At 66.0% G+C, this 15,802-nt stretch carries 15 protein-coding genes; 6 read left to right on the forward strand and 9 right to left on the reverse strand.

Annotation, left to right across the window (positions count from 1 at the left end):
* From ACKUUH_RS02995 to ACKUUH_RS03020, 6 genes are all read left to right on the forward strand, one after another.
* Entirely contained in the window at nt 1-756 is a 756-nt protein-coding gene (locus ACKUUH_RS02995) for an RlmE family RNA methyltransferase (protein ID WP_407948371.1), read from the forward strand.
* 112 nt (nt 757-868) lie between these two features.
* On the forward strand, nt 869-2,332 hold the full coding sequence (gene guaB / locus ACKUUH_RS03000; RefSeq protein ID WP_407948372.1) for an IMP dehydrogenase: 1,464 nt from the start codon (nt 869-871) through the stop codon (nt 2,330-2,332).
* Between the two features lie 28 nt (nt 2,333-2,360).
* Nucleotides 2,361-3,653, forward strand: a complete 1,293-nt coding sequence (locus ACKUUH_RS03005; protein WP_407948373.1) for an RsmB/NOP family class I SAM-dependent RNA methyltransferase — start codon at nt 2,361-2,363, stop codon at nt 3,651-3,653.
* Between the two features lie 77 nt (nt 3,654-3,730).
* Nucleotides 3,731-4,231 carry a tetratricopeptide repeat protein gene (locus tag ACKUUH_RS03010; protein ID WP_407948374.1) on the forward strand — a complete coding sequence of 167 codons (501 nt, stop codon included), beginning with the start codon at nt 3,731-3,733 and terminating at the stop codon, nt 4,229-4,231.
* 7 nt (nt 4,232-4,238) lie between these two features.
* Nucleotides 4,239-5,789 (forward strand): glutamine-hydrolyzing GMP synthase, encoded by a 1,551-nt coding sequence (gene guaA, locus ACKUUH_RS03015; RefSeq protein WP_407948375.1) that lies wholly within the window; start codon nt 4,239-4,241, stop codon nt 5,787-5,789.
* Between the two features lie 318 nt (nt 5,790-6,107).
* Nucleotides 6,108-7,364 carry a tyrosine-type recombinase/integrase gene (locus tag ACKUUH_RS03020; RefSeq protein ID WP_407948376.1) on the forward strand — a complete coding sequence of 419 codons (1,257 nt, stop codon included), beginning with the start codon at nt 6,108-6,110 and terminating at the stop codon, nt 7,362-7,364.
* On the opposite strand, the gene ACKUUH_RS03025 is transcribed toward ACKUUH_RS03020, so the two are convergent.
* From ACKUUH_RS03025 to trbE, 9 genes are all read right to left on the reverse strand, one after another.
* Nucleotides 7,354-7,623: a helix-turn-helix transcriptional regulator gene (locus ACKUUH_RS03025; RefSeq protein WP_407948377.1), complete on the reverse strand. Its 270-nt coding sequence runs from the start codon at nt 7,621-7,623 to the stop codon at nt 7,354-7,356. The two genes, ACKUUH_RS03020 and ACKUUH_RS03025, sit on opposite strands and share 11 nt — an antisense overlap.
* A gap of 300 nt (nt 7,624-7,923) precedes the next feature.
* Nucleotides 7,924-8,139 (reverse strand): DUF2274 domain-containing protein, encoded by a 216-nt coding sequence (locus tag ACKUUH_RS03030; protein ID WP_407948378.1) that lies wholly within the window; start codon nt 8,137-8,139, stop codon nt 7,924-7,926.
* 3 nt (nt 8,140-8,142) lie between these two features.
* A complete protein-coding gene (locus ACKUUH_RS03035; protein ID WP_407948379.1) occupies nt 8,143-9,291 on the reverse strand; it encodes a TrbI/VirB10 family protein in 1,149 nt (382 codons plus the stop codon).
* The gene (trbG, locus tag ACKUUH_RS03040) at nt 9,288-10,244 is read right to left on the reverse strand and encodes a P-type conjugative transfer protein TrbG (protein ID WP_407948380.1); all 957 of its coding nucleotides are present in this window, start codon (nt 10,242-10,244) and stop codon (nt 9,288-9,290) included. The genes ACKUUH_RS03035 and trbG overlap by 4 nt, the downstream gene beginning before the upstream one ends.
* The gene (gene trbF / locus ACKUUH_RS03045) at nt 10,241-10,930 is read right to left on the reverse strand and encodes a conjugal transfer protein TrbF (protein ID WP_407948381.1); all 690 of its coding nucleotides are present in this window, start codon (nt 10,928-10,930) and stop codon (nt 10,241-10,243) included. The genes trbG and trbF overlap by 4 nt, the downstream gene beginning before the upstream one ends.
* Nucleotides 10,927-12,291 (reverse strand): P-type conjugative transfer protein TrbL, encoded by a 1,365-nt coding sequence (gene trbL, locus ACKUUH_RS03050; RefSeq protein WP_407948382.1) that lies wholly within the window; start codon nt 12,289-12,291, stop codon nt 10,927-10,929. The genes trbF and trbL overlap by 4 nt, the downstream gene beginning before the upstream one ends.
* Before the next feature lie 3 nt (nt 12,292-12,294).
* Nucleotides 12,295-12,573, reverse strand: coding sequence for a putative entry exclusion protein TrbK-alt (gene trbK-alt / locus ACKUUH_RS03055; RefSeq protein ID WP_407948383.1), 279 nt, complete (start codon nt 12,571-12,573; stop codon nt 12,295-12,297).
* A gap of 20 nt (nt 12,574-12,593) precedes the next feature.
* Complete coding sequence (trbJ, locus tag ACKUUH_RS03060) at nt 12,594-13,361, reverse strand: P-type conjugative transfer protein TrbJ (protein ID WP_407948384.1); 768 nt, start codon at nt 13,359-13,361, stop codon at nt 12,594-12,596.
* 2 nt (nt 13,362-13,363) lie between these two features.
* Nucleotides 13,364-15,802: a conjugal transfer protein TrbE gene (gene trbE / locus ACKUUH_RS03065; RefSeq protein ID WP_407948385.1), complete on the reverse strand. Its 2,439-nt coding sequence runs from the start codon at nt 15,800-15,802 to the stop codon at nt 13,364-13,366.

Below are 15,802 nucleotides of genomic sequence, written 5' to 3' on the forward strand. Positions count from 1 at the left end.
ATGGCAGATGACCGCAAGAGCAAGGGTAAGGGTGGCAAGAGCGCTGGTGACGGCGGCGCGCGCGCGCTGAAGGTGCGCGTGAAGACGGCGCGCAAACGCACGACATCCTCGACCCGCTGGCTGCAGCGCCAGCTGAACGATCCCTATGTCCACGCCGCCAAACGCGAGGGGTATCGCTCCCGCGCCGCCTTCAAGCTTGCCGAGATCGACGACAAGTATCGCCTGCTGAAGCCGGGTGCGCGCGTGGTGGATCTTGGCTGTGCTCCTGGCGGTTGGTGCCAGATAGCGGTCGCGCGGGCAAAGGCGGCAAGCGAGGACGGAAGCCGGGGCCGCGTCATCGGGCTCGACTACCTGGAAACCGAGTCGGTGCCGGGCGCGACCATCCTCCAGCTCAACTTTCTGGACGAGGGCGCGGACGACCGGGTGAAGGAACTGCTCGCGGGCGAGGCGGACCTCGTGCTCTCCGACATGGCCGCCCCCACCACCGGCCACAAGCAGACCGACCATATGCGCATCATGCATCTCTGCGAGATCGCGGCGCATTTTGCGGTTGAGGTGCTCGCCCCGGGCGGGGCCTTTCTGGCCAAGGTCTTGCGGGGCGGAACGGAGAACGAGCTTCTCACTCTCCTCAAGCAGCACTTCAAGACCGTCCGCCATGTGAAGCCGAAGGCAAGCCGGGCCGATTCGGCGGAGATGTACGTGCTCGCCCAAGGCTTTAAGGGACGTTCCGGAAGTGAAGCCGAAGACCTCGCGTGATTATTTCGCAACCGCGGCATACTGCCCTTTGCTTTCCCGCATATAGGTGTTAAAAGCCAGCGCCAACACAGCATAGGGTGGCCGGCTCTTAACGGCCCAGGAGGTTGGCAGCATGATCCGTGAAGCATTGACGTTCGACGACGTTCTCCTGCTGCCTGCTGCCTCCACGGTCCTGCCCACGCAAGCCGACACGCGCACCCGCCTGACCCGTACGATACAGCTCGGCATTCCCATCATTTCCGCCGCCATGGACACGGTCACGGAAGCTCGCCTGGCCATCGCCATGGCGCAGGCAGGCGGCATCGGCGTCCTCCATCGCAACATGTCACCCGAGGCGCAGGCCGAGCAGGTCCGCCAGGTGAAGAAGTTCGAAAGCGGCATGGTGGTGAACCCCGTCACCATCGGCCCCGACGCGACGCTCTCCGAAGCCCTCTCGGAAATGCAGCGCCACGGCATTTCGGGCATTCCCGTGGTCGAACCCGATACCGGCAAGCTCGTCGGCATCCTCACCAACCGCGACGTCCGCTTCGCCAGCAATCCGAAGGAACCTGTCCGCAACCTGATGACGAAGGAAGGCCTCATCACCGTGGCCGATGGCGTCAGCCAGGAAGAGGCAAAGCGCCTTCTCCACATGCACAGGATCGAAAAGCTCCTTGTGGTGGACGGTGCCTATCGCTGCATCGGCCTCATCACCGTGAAGGACATCGAGAAGGCGCAGCTTCATCCCAATGCCGCCAAGGATGAGCAGGGCCGTCTCCGCGTTGCCGCCGCGACCACCGTTGGCGACGAGGGCTATGGCCGCTCCGAAGCGCTGATCGCCGCTGGTGCGGATGTGATCGTGGTCGATACGGCCCACGGCCATTCCGCCCGCGTCGCCGAGGCCGTGACGCGGATCAAGAAGCTCTCCAACAAGACGCAGGTCATCGCCGGCAATGTCGCGACCGCGAGCGCCGCCATGTCGCTCATCGACGCGGGCGCGGATGCGATCAAGGTCGGCATCGGCCCCGGCTCCATCTGCACCACGCGCATCGTTGCGGGCGTCGGCGTGCCCCAGCTCACCGCGATCATGGATGTGGTAGAGGCCGCGCGCAAAAACGACACGCCCGTCATCGCCGATGGCGGCATCAAATTCTCGGGCGATCTCGCCAAGGCGATCGCCGCCGGCGCCGACTGCGCCATGCTCGGCTCGCTTTTCGCGGGCACGGAGGAAAGCCCCGGCGAGGTCTTCCTCTTCCAGGGCCGCAGCTACAAGTCCTACCGGGGCATGGGCTCCGTCGGCGCCATGGCCGTCGGCTCTGCCGACCGCTACTTCCAGCAGGATGTGAAGGATTCGCTCAAGCTCGTGCCGGAAGGCATTGAAGGACAAGTGCCTTACAAGGGGCCCGTGGGCAACGTGATCCATCAGCTCGTCGGCGGGCTGCGCGCCGCGATGGGATACACCGGCAACGCGACAGTGCAGGACTTCCAGCAGAATGCGGAATTCGTGCGCATCTCGTCGGCCAGCCTGCGCGAGAGCCACGTTCACGACGTGACGATCACGCGCGAAGCGCCCAACTATCCCGGCGGTGGCAACTGACCGCCGGCCTGACACCGGGTGACGCAAGATGACACCCGGCGCACGTCTGCAATCGGCGATCGAAATCCTCAACGACATCTTCCTGAGCGGCCGCCCGGCGGATCGCATCATGGAGAACTGGGCACGCTCGAACCGCTATGCCGGCTCGAAGGACCGCGCCGCCATATCGAACCTCGTCTACACCGTGCTTCGCCGCCGGGCGGAACTTTCCGCCGCCACGGGCCATGAGGATGCAAGGCTCCTCGCCTTTGCGGCACTTGCGCTTGTCGAGGGCGAGGGAGTGTCCGCGCTCGCCGATGGCTCCCGCCACGCTCCCGCTCCGCTGACTGAGGAGGAGAGGGCCGTTCTTGACGCGGCTTCCCTGCCGGGCCCGGATGCTGCGCCCTGGGTCAGGCTCAATTATCCCGAATGGCTTCACTCCGAATTCGAAGAGGCGTTCGGCGCCGCGCTCGAACGTGAGATGGCGGCCCTCATGGACCGCGCCCCGACCGACCTTCGCGTCAATACGTTGAAGGCGAACCGCGAGGCGGCGCTTGCTGCGCTGGAGGAGGCGGGGCTGTCCGCCGAGCCCTGCCCATGGTCGCCCTGGGGGCTTCGCCTGACCTCGCGCGGCAATCTGCCGGGCCTGTCCGTCTATCGCGATGGCGCCATCGAGATACAGGACGAAGGCTCGCAGCTTGCCTGCCTTCTGGCGGGTGTGAAACCCGGCGAACAGGTGGTCGATCTTTGCGCGGGCGGCGGCGGCAAATCGCTGGCGCTCGCCGCGATGATGGGCAATCGCGGCCAGATATATGCCTGCGACACGGATGGCCGGCGTCTTGCGCCACTCGAGCCCCGCGCCCAGCGCGCGGGCATCCGCAATCTCCAGACGCGCACACTCGGCCCCTTCAGGCCCGGCGAAGCCGATACCGATTTCGCCGGTCTCGAAGCCCGCATGGATTGCGTCCTTGTCGATGCACCTTGCAGCGGCACTGGCGCCTGGCGCCGCAGCCCCGACGCCCGCTGGCGTCTCGACCCCGGTACGCTCGAAAGATACCGCGCGGCACAAGCAGAAGTGCTTGCGCGCGCCGCCGCGCTGGTCCGCCCCGGCGGCCGAATCGTCTATGTCACCTGTTCGCTTCTGCCATCCGAGAACGAGCGGCAGGTGGAAGCCTTCCTCGCTGCCCATCCGGATTTCAAGCCCGTTCCCTGGACGGCGGAGTGGCCCGAAGGCCTCGTGCCGCCGCCGGCAGTGGTAGGAGACTGGTTTCGCTTGAGCCCGGCCTCGACCGGCACGGACGGCTTTTTTGTCGCCATTCTTCGGCGGGAGGCAGGGGAATGATGCGCTGCGGCATCGGGCTTGACGGGTCGGGGGAAGGATGGTCTATCGGATACATTCCCTCCGACGGGCCAGGATCCATGGCGGCCTCATTTTCCCGAAAATTGTCGCGTTACGCGCTGCTCCCGGTCTGGCTCTTCCTGCTCGCGGCTTTCCTTCTGCCGCTGGCAGCACACGCCGTCGATGCCCGCTCCGAGCGAGCCTCCCTGCGCCTGGCAGAGAAGGGCGTTGCGGCGGCAGCCGAAGGACGCCTCGAAGAGGCGCAGCGTCTGCTGGAAGAAGCGGTTGTCTCCAATCCCGCCAATGCGAATGCCTACGCCGAACTGGCAGCCGTGCAGAATGCGGCCGGCAATCCCAGGCTCGCCCGCAAATATTATGTCATCGCCCTCGAGATCGATCCGGTGCTTCCCGCAGCGCTGGGCGGCCTCGCGCGCCTGAACGTCGACGCCGGAGATCGCGACGCGGCGGAAATTCTCTTGCAGAAGCTCCGCGCGACATGCCCCGTCTGCGCCGAAATTCGAGACATCGAGCGTGCGATCGCGGACATCGAAACCCCACCCCAACCGAAACCAAATCCGTAGACGGAACATGACCGAAGACCGCATTCTCATCATCGACTTTGGCAGCCAGGTCACGCAGCTCATTGCAAGGCGCGTCCGCGAAAGCGGCGTCTATTGCGAGATCGTGCCTTTCAACAAGGTCGAGGAGATGTGGGAAGGCTTTGGCCCGAGAGGGATCATCCTTTCCGGCAGCCCCGCCAGCGTCAGCCGCGAAAACAGCCCGCGTGCGCCTCAGTTCGTCTTTGAGGCAGGACTGCCCGTTCTCGGCATCTGTTACGGGCAGCAGACCATGACGCTGCAGCTCGGCGGCAAGGTCGAGGGAAGCGACGAGCGCGAGTTCGGCCGCGCCTCGATTGAGCTGGTCGAGGACACGCCTCTGCTCGACGGAATCGTCAAGAAAGGCGAGAGCGAGCCCGTCTGGATGAGCCATGGCGACCGCGTCGTCGCCATCGCGCCGGGCTTCAAGGTCGTGGCGCAGAGCCGCGGCGCGCCTTTCGCCGTCATCGCCGACGAGGAACGCCGTTTCTATGGCGTCCAGTTCCATCCCGAAGTCGTCCACACGCCGCGCGGCCGCGACATGCTGTGGAATTTCACGCATCGCATCTGCGGCTGCAAGGGCGACTGGACCATGGCCGCCTTCCGCGAAACCGAAATCGCCAAGGTGCGCGCACAGGTAGGGTCGGGCAGGGTGATCTGCGGCCTTTCCGGCGGCGTCGATTCATCGGTCGTCGCCGTGCTGCTGCACGAAGCGATCGGCGACCGGCTTCAATGCGTCTTCGTCGACACCGGCATGATGCGCGCGGGCGAGGCCGAGCAGGTCGTCTCGCTCTTCCGCGATCACTACAACATCCCGCTCGTCGCGGTCGACGCGAGCGAGCTTTTCCTCGGCAAGCTCGACGGTGTCACGGACCCTGAACAAAAGCGCAAGATCATCGGCGCGACCTTCATCGACGTCTTCGAAGCGGAAGCAAAGAAGATCGGCGGCGCGGATTTCCTCGCGCAGGGCACGCTTTACCCCGACGTGATCGAGAGCGTCTCCTTCGCGGGCGGACCTTCCGTCACCATCAAGAGCCATCACAATGTCGGCGGGCTGCCCGAGCGCATGAACATGAAGCTCGTTGAGCCGCTCCGCGAACTCTTCAAGGACGAGGTGCGCGAGCTTGGCCGCGAACTCGGTCTTCCCGAGCAATTCGTCGGCCGCCATCCTTTCCCCGGACCGGGCCTCGCGATCCGCGTGCCGGGCGAAATCACGCGCGAGCGCCTCGAGATCCTGCGCAAGGCGGACACCATCTATCTGGAAGAAATCCGCGCGGCCGGTCTCTACGACCGGATATGGCAGGCTTTCGCCGTGCTGCTGCCCGTGCGCACGGTCGGCGTCATGGGCGATGAGCGCACCTACGATTATGTCTGCGCGCTCCGCGCCGTCACCTCATTGGACGGCATGACAGCGGATTATTATCCCTTCTCTCACGAGTTCCTCGGCCAGGTCTCGACCCGCATCATCAACGAAGTCCGCGGCATCAACCGCGTCGTCTACGACGTGACCTCGAAGCCGCCGGGAACTATCGAGTGGGAATGATTCAGACCCATCCGAACGCCGTCGATTTTACGCTATAGCCCTCCATAACACGCTGAAATAGCTAAATAAATTTCTCGACATCTATCGCCGTCTATCGCGGGGCAAGCCTCGGGATTGACGGTATAGATGACGGTATGGCGGCTCTTGTTTCACCGTCAGATTGCATATACCGTCACGGCTTAGAGAGCTTGTGACGGTATTTTTTCGGCATTACTCCTTTGAAATTAAAAGGAAATTTGCCGTTGAGGGAGGCCGGTTTTGGCCTGACGGTATAATTGGTGGCTCTCTAGCGTTTTTTGAACGATTTCGGAGGGTCCAATGCTGACTGACGCTGCCATCAAGGCACTGAAACCAAAAGACAAATTATACAAGGTCGCCGACCGTGACGGTATGTACGTCGCGGTCCAGCCTTCGGGGGCGATCGTGTTCCGCTACGACTACCGCATGAACGGTCGCCGCGAGACATTGACGCTCGGCCGGTACGGCTCGGCCGACCTGTCTCTGGCGCGTGCGCGGGAGAAGCTCATCGACGCGCAGCGCGCCATTCTCGAAGGGCGGTCGCCTGCGCAAGAGAAGCAGCGGGAGAAGCGCCGGATCAAGGAAGCCAAGAGCTTCGGCGAGTTTGGCGAACGCTGGCTGCAAGAGCACCGGATGGCGGAAAGCACCCGTGCCATGCGCCGCTCGATCTACGAGCGGGACATCCTTCCGACATTTCGGAATCGGCTGCTGACGGAAATCAGCCCCGAGGATTTGCGCGCGATGTGCGAGAAGGTGAAGGCGCGCGGCGCACCCGCCACGGCAGTCCATGTGCGGGACATCGTGAAGCTGGTTTACGCCTTCGCGATCCTGCACGGGGAGAAGGTGCCGAATCCCGCCGAGGAAGTCGGGCCGGCCTCGATCGCCACCTTCGTTCCCAAGGACCGTTCGCTATCGCCCGCCGAAATCCGCGTCATGCTCAGCCAGCTTGAGCATGTGGCGACCCTGCCGACCATTCGGCTCGGGGTGAAGCTGTTCCTCATCACCATGGTCCGCAAGAGCGAGCTACAGGACGCGACCTGGGATGAAGTGGACTTCGAGAATGCGGTGTGGTCGATCCCGAAGGAGCGGATGAAGCGCTCCAAGGCGCACAACGTCTATCTGCCGGAACAGGCGATCGACATCCTCGTTGCGCTCAAGACCTGCGCTGGCAATTCGAGATACCTGCTGCCGTCGCGCTATGATGCGGACGCGCCGATGTCGCGGGCGACGTTCAACCGCGTGACCTATGCGGTCGTTGAGCAGGCCAAGAAGGCGGGATTGCCGCTGGACCCGTTCACCGTCCACGATCTGCGCCGGACGGGTTCGACGCTGCTCAACGAGCTGGGCTTCAACAGCGACTGGATCGAAAAGTGCCTCGCGCATGAGGATGGCCGGTCGTCGCGCGGCATCTACAACAAGGCGGAATATGAACATCAGCGTCGCCACATGATGCAGCAATGGGCCAATCTCATCGACGCTTGGGTCGCAGGCCAGAAATACGTCCCGACGCTCTATCCGGCGACCATGGACCTTCTGGTTCCCGAGCCTAGCCTTTGATGGGCCGGGCCTTCCTCAGATTGACATCTGGGGATGGCGCTCGCTTGATGGCTTTTGCTCTGGAGGCTTGGCGGCGCTGCTCAAGCCAAGCCTCCACTTCGCCGAGATCCCACACCACGGTTCGGGCGGTCAGATAGAAGCGCTGAGGAAACTCGCCGCGCTGCTCCATGTCATAGATGGTCGTGTCGGCGAGCGGGACGATCTCGCGGAGCTGATGCCGGCGAATGGTGCGCTTGGTCAGTGGGGGCGACTGGCTCATTTCCGGCCCCCGTCGTCCGCGATCCGCGTAGTGCGGGCCTTCATGTCTTCATTGTCGGTCGTTCCGATGTTCAGGGTCGCCATAGCGCGCCTCGCTCCTTCAGCACCGTGTCCAGGGTTTGCCGGGAGGCGGCCAGCAACGTGACTGCGATCTCCTTGGCATATGGCGGACTGTGGAGGGCGATCGGCGGCGTGTAGCGTGCCGTATTTGCGCCTACGCGCAGAAGGCACCCCGCCGCCGCTAGCGGGAGAAGGTCGAAGCGTTGGGAGCAGCGGAGGCGCAGCCGCTGCCCCCAACGGCTTAGCCGGGCGTGCGCCGGGACTTGGCGAAGCCGCGATCGGTGGCGATGAAGCGTTCGAGCATCGGCACGATCAGCTTGGCCGGCTCGATGGCCGCGCCGCCTTCGGCGAGCAGGCGGCCATATTCGGTGAGATCGCGATGGAGCGCCGCCGGCATCTCCAGCGCGATCTTAACGGGTTTGTCGTCGGCGATGGGGCCGAGTTTCAGCTTGGTCATGGATCAGCTCCTGTAGGGCTCGAACACGATGTCGCGCGTGACGATGACCCTGACCGGGAAGCCGGGGCGGATGGTCAGCGTCGGCGCGACCTGCAACTGGCGCTGGATGATCTGCTGACCGGCCTGATTGATCGTATCCTGTGCGCCGCCACGAATGGCGCGGAGCAGGCGATCGTTGTCGTCGGTGGCGAGTTCCGCGCCGACGCCGAGCAGGGTCGAGAGCGCGGCGGCCTTGGCGAGATCCCACCAGTGGTAATCGACGCCATCCTCAAGGCCGGCATAGCCCTGCGTGTCGGCGCCGGGCTGGCGCTCGAGAACGATCGAGCGGCCGTTCGGCATGATGAGCCGGCTCCAGACGAGCAGCACGCGGCGCTGTCCGAATTGCACGCCGTTGTCATACTGGCCGATCAGGCGCGTGCCCTGCGGCACGAGCAGGATGCGCCCGGTCGGGCTGTCGTAGATGTTCTCCGTGACCTGGGCGGTGATCTGGCCGGGAAGATCGGAACGGATGCCGGTGATGAGCGCCGCCGAGATGACGGCGCCGGCCTGAAGCACGAAGGGCGACGCCGGCGGCGTGACGCGATCGGGCGTGACCGTGCGCCGGTCTGCGGCCGCATTGAGGAAGGCGAGTTGCTTGTCCTGTCCGGTGGCGGGCTGGCCCGCTGCGCCGGCCAGGTCGAGGCCCCCGAGACCGGGCATCGCGCCGGATGCGGTTGCGGCCGTCGAGCCCTGCCGCGACTGGAAGAAGACAGTGCTGAGACGGGCGGCCTCTTCTTCGGCACGGCGGCGTTGCTCGGCCTCGCTGACGCCGGGCGTCGGAACCGCGGGTGTCACGACGGGCTGGCCGTTGTTCTGCGCATCGAGGATCGGTCGGCCGAGATCGCCGGGCAGCGCCGGCCCCAGGACCGGGCCGGTATAGTCCTTCGGCAATCCCGCAAGGCCATCGGCGGTCTGGCGGTTGCTGGTCGAGTAAAGCTCCTCGCCGCCATCGCCCGGCGCACGGGTCTGGAGCGCGTAGATCAGCGATCCGCCGATGCCGACCAGGGCGACGGCGGCGACGCTGGCGAGCATCTTGCGCGACAGGCGGGTGACGCGCGGCGGCTCGCTGCGCAAACGCATGGGCTCGGCGTTGGTGTCTGGGGTCTCTGTCATGATTGCGGTCTCCCGTCGGTGCGGACGATCCTGACGGTTTGCTGGCGGTCGCCGGCGCCAAGGCGGAGCTCGGCCGCGCCGAACAGCCGGTCGACGATCAGGATGTGTTGGTAGATGCGGCTGTTGACGATTTGGGTTTCGCCATTGGGGCCGAGGACGAAGATCGGCGGCATCTCGCCCTGCACGATGCCGCGCGGGAACTCGACATAGACGCGGCGGCCGTCGTCATAGACGGCGATGGGCTTCCACGGCGGATTGTCGCCGGTAAGGCCGTAGCGATAGTTGCGCGCGGCGACAGCCGGAATGACCGGCGTTGCCGGAAGGGCTTGGCTTCCGCCGCCTGCCGGCTGCGGATAGGCCCAGGCGACGGCGGGCATATAGGGCTTCTCGCCTGAACGCAGCTCGATCATGTAGGTGCGCTTGTCGGTCGTGATGACGAGATTGGTGGTGATGTCGGCGCGCGAGGGCTTCACCAGCACCAAGACGCGGCGGCCGACGCCGGAGCCGGATTCGGTATCGCCGATGATCCAGCGGGCGGTGTCGCCCGCCGCGATCGGCCCGGAGCCGGTCAGGCTCTCGCCCGGTTCGAGCGCGATGCTCGTGATCTGGCCGGGCGCGGCATAGACTTGGTAGAGCGCGCCCTCCGACCACGGATAGACCTGGATGGCATTGTAATAGCCCTCGCGGCGCGGCTGCACGCGCGCGGCGGCATTGGCGTTCTCGACGCGCCCCGTGGGCGTGCCGGCGGTCTCGCCGCCGCGCGCGACGGTCCAGGCCGGCGGCGTGTTGAGCGGCTTGGGGCGCTCGTCCGTGACGGTGACGGGCACGGTGGGCAGCGGCGGCACGCTGGCGTCGTAGCTGATCTCGGGCGGCTTGAAGGTCGCGCAGCCGGCGAGCGCTGAAGCGGACAGCAAAAGGGCGATGGCGGCAGGCGTGCGGAAAGTGCTCCTCATTGGCCCATCTCCCGCGACCAATTGATGGCGTTGACGTAGATGCCGAGCGGATTGGCTTTCAGGCGTTCGGCGTCGCGAGGCGGCTGAAGCGTGATCGTGAGGATCGCGGTCCAGCGCTGGGTCGAAGCGAGCGCGCCGTTCTCGAACTGCCGCTCCGTCCAAGCGACGCGGAAGCTGTCGGGCGATGCGCGGATGACGCTGGAGACGTCGACGGCGATCTGCTGCTTGCCGACCTTGGCGAACGGATCGTTAGTGCGAGCATAGTCGTTGAGCGCGCCCGCGCCGCGATCGGTCGTCCAGTCATAGGCGCGAAGCCAGTTCTGCCGGACGATGATCGGATCGGCGGGAATGCTCCTGACCTGCTCGATGAAGCGGCCGAGATGCCATGCGATCTGGGGATCGGTCGGGCGGAAGTCGGCCACGGCCGGCGCGACGGCCTGCGATTGGCCGAGCTTGTCGACCTGCACCACCCAGGGCACGACGGTCCCGCGCGCGGACTGGATGACCAGCGCCCCGGCGAAGCCCGCCGAGAGGATCAGCGAGCCAAAGGCCATGTAGCGCCAGTTTTTGGCTTGCACGCGGGCGGAGCCGATGCGTTCGTCCCAGACTTGGCCGGCCTTCTGATAGGGCGTCTCGGGTTGGACGGTCTTGCCGTAATGGGCGGCTGGTCTTTTGAAGAGGTTCATGAGCGGTCGCTTTCAGAAAGGTTGATGGAAGAACCGGAGCCGTGGCTGTCGCCGGAGCGGACGGCATGAGCGGCAGCGCTGACGCCGTGGCTGACCGTCTGGCCGCGCTTCATGCGCTTGGCCCAATCGGGCGGCGTGCCGTCCGAAGTGGCCGATGGCGTGGGCGTGCCGGCGGCAGCTTCGCCGCCGACCGTTCCCATGGTCGAAGAGCCGCCGGTCGCGCCGAAGCCGGCCTTCGCGCCGTCGCTGAAGCTGGATTTGAGGCTGGCGGCCGCACGGCGAAGCGGCGACATGGCCGCGTTGCCCGCTGCGCCGCCGGCTGCGCGCCCGACGCCGCCGAGTCCCGACGCCACACCCGAAGCGCCGGACTTGCCGAGCGAGCCCAGGCTGTAGGCGGCGGATGCAGCACCCGCCGCGGTCGCGCCGCCGCGCGCTGCTGCCGCGCCACCGGAGAGCAAGGCGGTGCCGCCCTTGGCGGCGAGCATCGCACCGCCACCGGCGGCCATGGCAGCGCCGCCGACCGCGAGGCCGGTGCCGACCGCTGCGCCCGCGCCGAGCTGCGGGCCGCCGGAGACGAGGCCATTGGCGATGCCGGGGCCGAAGATGCCGAGACCGACCAGCGAGAGCGCGGCGAGCACGACGGCCATGGCGTCGTCGATGCTCGGGGTCGTGCCGCCGAAGCCCTTGGTGAACTCGCCGAACAGGGTCGAGCCGATGCCGATGATGACGGCGAGCACCAGGACCTTGATGCCGCTGGAGATGACGTTTCCGAGCACCTTTTCGGCCATGAACGAGGTCTTACCGAACAGGCCGAACGGGATCAGCACGAAGCCGGCCAGCGTCGCCAGCTTGAACTCGATCAGGGTGACGAAGAGCTGGATGGCGAGGATGAAGAAGGCGAGGATCACCAGCGCCCAGGCGAAGAGCAGGCACGCGATCTGGATGAAGTTCTCGAAGAAGGCGACCCAGCCCATCAGGTCGGAAATGGATTCGAGCAGCGGCCGGGCGGCGTCGAGGCCGGTCTGTGCGACCTTGCCGGGGCGCAGCAGATCGGCGGTTGAGAAGCCGGTGCCGCTGGCCTTGAGTCCGAGGCCGGCGAAGCTCTCGAAGACGATCTTCGCCAGGTTGTTCCAGTTGCCGATCAGGTAGGCGAAGATGCCGACGAACAGCGTCTTCTTGACGAGCCGCGCCATGATGTCGTCATCGGCGGCCCAGGACCAGAAGAGCGCGGCCAAGGTCACGTCGATGACGATCAGCGTCGTGGCGATGAAGGCCACTTCGCCGGACAGGAGGCCGAAGCCGGAGTCGATGTAGCGGGTGAAGGTTCCGAGGAAATTGTCGATGACGCCTGCGCCGCCCATGGCTCACCTTCCTTCTGGTGCGGCCGGCGCGGGCGCGCGGCCAAGGAAGCGGTCGCGGGTCTCGGACCAGACGCGCAGGCAATCGGCATCGTCGGCCGCTTTCTGGCCGAGCCTCTGGCATCGGCGCTGGCCTTCGCGCAGCGGATCGCGGTCGGGTTGGTGAAGTGCAGCCGGCGAAGATGCCGGCGATTCCTCCTTGCGGGTCATCTCGATCGCCGTTGCCGTGACGGCGACAGCGACGAACACGATAGCGCCGAGGCGGGCCAGCATCTTGCCGTCCATGAGGATGCTCCTTCTGGCGATTACTTGCCGCTGTTGAACATCTGCGCGTTACCGGGCTGGTAGCCGGCGCCGGGCGTGAGGAAGCGGCGGCGCTGTTCACGCCCCTGTTCGGCGGCGGCGGCGCGTTCCGCGTCGGTCAGCGCGCTCGCCCGGCCATTGGCCGAGACGACCGCGACGAGATCGGAAAGCTGCTGCGACTGAAGCGCGAGGAGCTGGTTGCCCGCCTGCGTCGCCTGAAGCGCGCCGGTGGCGGACTGGCTCTGGCCGACCAGCGCGGACATCTGCGCACGGTTGCTGTCGATGTTGCCGACGACGCCGGCCTGCACGCGCATCGCGTCCTGCAAGCCGCCGACCGTGTTCTTCCAGCGGTCGCGGGCATTGGCGACGAGCTGCTGATCGGACGCCGAGAGCGAGACGTTCCCGTATTTCTGCTGGAACATCTGGTCGATCTGCTGGACGTTGAAGGCGATACCCTGCGCCTGCTGGAGAAGCTGCTGCGTCTTCTGAACGGACTGCTGAATCTGCTGGAGCGCCGAGAACGGCAGGCTGGCGAGGTTCTTCGCCTGATTGATGAGCATCTGCGCTTCGTTCTGAAGCGAGGTGATCTGGTGGGTGATCTGCTCCAGCGTGCGCGCGGCGGTCAGGACGTTTTGCGCGTAGTTCGAGGGATCGAAGACGATGATGGCGTGCGCGGGCGTCGCCACCATCGGCGAGATCACGAGCGGCGCCGCCGCCAGCATGGTTGCGGCGAGCGCCATGGCGCGCGAGCGGAAACGACGGATAATCATGGTCAGGACTCCTTTGCTGCGGTGGGAAAAGTCGGGATGAGGTCGGCCGCCCATTCGGCGTCGCGGGCGCGCAGCCACGCGGCGAGGAAACCTTCGCGGCCGTGTTCGGCGACGAGGTTGGCGATCAGCGTCTGATCGGATTTCGAGGAGGCGGCGCAGAGCGCGAGGCCAACTTCGGACAGGCCCAGCTCGAACAGGCGATTGCCGCGCCGCGATTGGCAGTAGTAATCCCGCTTGGGCGTCGCCCGTGCGAGGATCTCGATCTGGCGATCGTTGAGTCCGAAGCGGCGATAGATGGCCGTGATCTGCGGCTCGATCGCCCGTTCGTTCGGCAACAAGAGCCGCGTCGGGCAGCTTTCGATGATGGCCGGCGCAATGCTCGAATTGTCGATGTCGCTGAGCGATTGCGTGGCGAAGATGACCGATGCGTTTTTCTTGCGCAGCGTCTTCAGCCATTCGCGGAGCTGGCCGGCGAAACCATCGTCGTCCAGCGCCAGCCAGCCTTCGTCGATGATGAGCAGCGTCGGGCGGCCGTCGAGCCGGTCGCCGATGCGATGGAAGAGATAGGCGAGCACGGCGGGAGCGGCCCCGGTGCCGACCAGCCCCTCGATCTCGAACGCCTGCACGTCGGCGCCGCCCAGATGTTCGGCCTCGGCATCGAGGAGCCGTCCATAGGCCCCGCCGACGCAATAGGGTCGGAGCGCCTGCTTGATGTCGTTGGACTGGAGCAGGACGGCGAAGCCGGTGATGGTGCGTTCTTCGACCGGGGCGGAGGCGAGCGAGGTCAGGGCCGTCCAGATATGCTCCTTCACCTCCGGCGTGATCGTGATGCCTTCGCGCATCAGGATCGCCACGATCCAGTCGGCCGCCCAGGCGCGTTCGTAGGAATCGTGGATGCGGGCGAGCGGCTGGAGCGAGACGGAAGCATCGGAGCCTTCGGTGAGGCCGCCTCCGAGATCGTGCCAGTCGCCGCCCATGGCGAGCGCGGCGGCGCGGATCGAACCGCCGAAGTCGAAGGCGAAGACCTGGGAGCGTTCGTAGCGCCGGAACTGCAACGCCATGAGCGCGAGCAGCACGGACTTGCCCGCGCCGGTCGGGCCGACTACCAGCGTATGGCCGACGTCGCCGACATGAAGGGATAACCGGAACGGGGTCGAGCCTTCGGTCTTGCCGTAAAGCAAGGGGGGCGCACCGAAATGCTCGTCCCGTTCCGGCCCCGCCCACACAGCCGAAAGCGGGATCATGTGGGCGAGATTCAAAGTGCTGATGGGCGGCTGGCGGACGTTGGAGTAGGCATGGCCGGGCAAGCTGCCGAGCCAGGCGTCCACCGCGTTGACGGTCTCGACCATGGCCGTGAAGTCGCGGCCCTGGATGACCTTCTCGACGAGCCGCAATTTCTCGTCGGCGATACGCGGGTCGCCATCCCAGACGGTGATGGTGGCCGTGACATAGGCCATGCCGGCGACATCCGCGCCAAGCTCCTGCAAGGCTATGTCGGCGTCGGCCGCCTTGTTGGCCGCGTCGGTATCCACGAGGGCGGATGCCTCGTTGGTCATGACTTCCTTGAGGATCGCGGCGATCGATTTGCGCTTGGCGAACCACTGGCGGCGGATCTTGGTGAGGAGCTTGGTCGCGTCGGTCTTGTCGAGCAGGATCGCGCGGGTGGACCAGCGATACGGGAATGCGAGCCGGTTCAGGTCGTCGAGCAGTCCGGGCGTCGTCGCGGTCGGAAAGCCGATGATGGTGAGGACGCGCAGATGCTCCGGCCCCAGGCGCGGCTCTAGCCCGCCGGTCAGCGGCTGATCGGCGAGCAGCGCATCGAGATAGATCGGCGTCTCGGGAACGCGGACGCGGTGCCGGTTGGTCGAGACGGTCGAGTGCAGATAGGTCAGCGTCTCACTGTCATCGAGCCACGCGCATTCGGGCATGAAGCCGTCGAGTAGCGCCAGGACGCGGCCGGTGCGGTCGGTGAAGGTGCGCAGGATTTCTTGGGGATCGACGCCGGTGCGCTCGCGGCCCTCATAGAGCCAGGTTTCGGCACGGGCGGCTTCCTCGGCCGGCGGCAGATAGAGGAAGGTCAGATAATAGCCCGACACGAAATGCGCGCCGGCTTCCTCGAAATCGGCCTTGCGCTCGGCGTCGACCAGGCCGGACGCCGGATCGGGAAGCACGCTGTCAGGATAGGTCGCGGCCTCGTGGCGCTGCGCCTCGACGAAGATCGACCAGCCGGAGCCGAGACGGCGGAAGGCGTTGTTGATGCGGCCGGCGACGGCGACCAGCTCGGCGGCGACGGCGCTGTCGAGATCGGGACCGCGAAAGCGCGCGGTGCGCTGGAAGCTGCCGTCCTTGTTGAGCACGACGCCCTCGGCCGCGAGCGCGACCCAGGGCAGATAGTCGGCAAGGCGCGAAGCCGAGCGGCGATATTCGGCGAGGTTCATCAT

It is taken from the genome of Parvibaculum sp., from assembly GCF_045863935.1.
Classification (GTDB): domain Bacteria; phylum Pseudomonadota; class Alphaproteobacteria; order Parvibaculales; family Parvibaculaceae; genus Parvibaculum.